Genomic DNA, 2,142 nt, shown 5'->3' with positions numbered 1-2,142 from the left:
CGCCAGGAGGACGTAGTTTCATGAGTGACATGACCCAGGCCGCCGAAGCGGCTATCGATACGCAAAGCCAGGAATACCTGGTGTTCTCGCTGGGTAGCGAGGAATATGCCGTCGATATCCTGAAAGTGCAGGAAATCCGTGGCTACGAAAACGTGACGCGCATCGCCAATGCCCCCGATTTCATCAAAGGTGTGACCAATTTGCGTGGCGTGATCGTGCCGATCGTCGACCTTCGCATCAAGTTCAATCTCGATAAGATCGAATACGAAGGACAGACCGTGGTGATCGTGGTCAACGTCGCCGACCGGATCGTGGGTATCGTGGTTGATGGGGTATCCGATGTCATGACGCTTACCTCCGACCAAATCAAGCCTGCGCCCGAGTTCGGTGAGACGTTATCCGCCGATTATCTCAGCGGCCTGGGCAGTCTTGAGGACCGCATGCTGGTCATCGTCGATATCGAGAAACTGCTGACCAGCGAGGAAATGGCATTGGTCGAGCAACAAGCACAATAACGCTGTCGCGAGGCGTCACGAGAAAACGCCAACGCCAACCAATAAAAACGAACACCAGGGAACCGTATCATGCGCAATAACCAGCCCGTTACTCAGCGCGAGCATGAGCTCGCGGATGAAGATTACCTGTTGTCCCGCACCAATTTGAAAGGGGTCGTCACCTACGCGAATCCGGCTTTCGTCGAGATCAGCGGCTTTAGCTATGAAGAGCTCGTGGGGGCGCCACACAATCTCGTACGTCACCCGGACATGCCGCCGGCGGCGTTCGAAAACCTTTGGGTCACTCTGAAGAAGGGAGAGATCTGGAGCGGGGTGATTAAGAACCGTTGCAAGAATGGTGATTTTTATTGGGTACATGCCACCGTGACGCCGATTTTCGAAGGCGGCGAGATCGTTGGCTATACCTCGGTGCGCGTCAAACCCACTGCCAAGGCCCGCGCCGATGCGGAGCGCACCTATGCGGCCATGTCGGCGGGCAAGCGTCGTGGGGTCAAGCTCGAGCGTGGCCAGATTCAGCATACCAGTGTCTTGGCTCGCCTCAAGGGCCTCAAGCTCAACACCTTCAAAGGCCGTCTAGTGACCATGATCGTCGCGGCGGTACTGATGCTGGCGGTCAGCAGTGTCCTATCCATGGTCAGCTTGCAGCGCGCCGGTGACAAGCTGCAGGCACTGTCCGAGCAGGGTCTGGAAGACGTCGCCCGTTTGCAGCAAATCGATCAATTGATGTCCAGCGGTCGAAACCTGGTCGACAAGCCCGTGAGCAACCCAATGTCGGGTGACATGGAGGCGGTAACGGCCGAGGCCGAAGGACTGATGACCAGGCTTTCCGAAACCTGGAGCGCGTATTACGACGGTCGTCCCGCCAATCATAGTGATGCCGCAGAAAGCTTCGATGCCTCCGTCCAGCGTTACTTGGACGATGGTTTGCGCGTGGTGTTGGATACCCTGAATTCGGGCGACTTCTATGAAGCCTATGTGGCTTACAACGATGTGCTGGAAGGCGAACGTGATGAGGTTAGCGACCAGCTCAACAGCTTGGTCGACGAAAAGCGTAACGATGCCATGAGCATGGCCCAAGAAGCAGCCGAGACGCAGCAGGACATGCTGCTGTGGCAAGCAGGTGTCTTCATCTTCGGGCTGGTCATGCTGGTGATGCTGGGGATCATTACGGTGCGCTCGACGCTGCGTCCGGTGCGCGAGGCCCTGGACTTTTCGCTACAGATTGCGGCCGGCAACCTCGGCGTCAGCCTCAAAGGCGGCAAGCAAGATGAAATTGGTCGCCTCACCCAGGCGCTGGATACCATGCGTCGCAGCCTTGGCAATATCGTCAAGGAGGTCAACGAAAACGTGGGTGTGGTGACACCGGCGACCCGTAACATTGCCGAAGGCAACGAAGATCTTTCTTCGCGGACCGAGCAGCAAGCCGCATCGCTTGCCCAGACGGCTTCCAGCATGGAAGAAATGACCGCCACCGTGAAACAGAACGCCGACAATGCGCGTCAGGCCAGCCAGCTCTCGAGCACGGCGAGCGAAACAGTACGGCAGAGCGGCGAGGTCATGGGGCAAGTGGTCAGCACCATGGGGCGCATCCGCGATAGTTCGCATGAAATGTCCGACATTATCGGGA

2 protein-coding genes are annotated in these 2,142 nt (G+C 57.5%); both read left to right on the top strand.

The window, feature by feature from the left end:
• The first annotated feature begins 20 nt into the window (after positions 1-20).
• On the top strand, positions 21-515 hold the full coding sequence (locus OP496_RS17320; RefSeq protein WP_280565100.1) for a chemotaxis protein CheW: 495 nt from the start codon (positions 21-23) through the stop codon (positions 513-515).
• Positions 516-584: 69 nt separating this feature from the next.
• On the top strand, positions 585-2,142 hold a 1,558-nt coding region (locus OP496_RS17315; RefSeq protein ID WP_280565098.1), incomplete at its 3' end, for a PAS domain-containing methyl-accepting chemotaxis protein.

The sequence above is a fragment of the Chromohalobacter sp. 48-RD10 genome, from assembly GCF_029889785.1.
Classification (GTDB): domain Bacteria; phylum Pseudomonadota; class Gammaproteobacteria; order Pseudomonadales; family Halomonadaceae; genus Chromohalobacter.
This window is presented reverse-complemented; position numbering and strand designations above follow the sequence as displayed.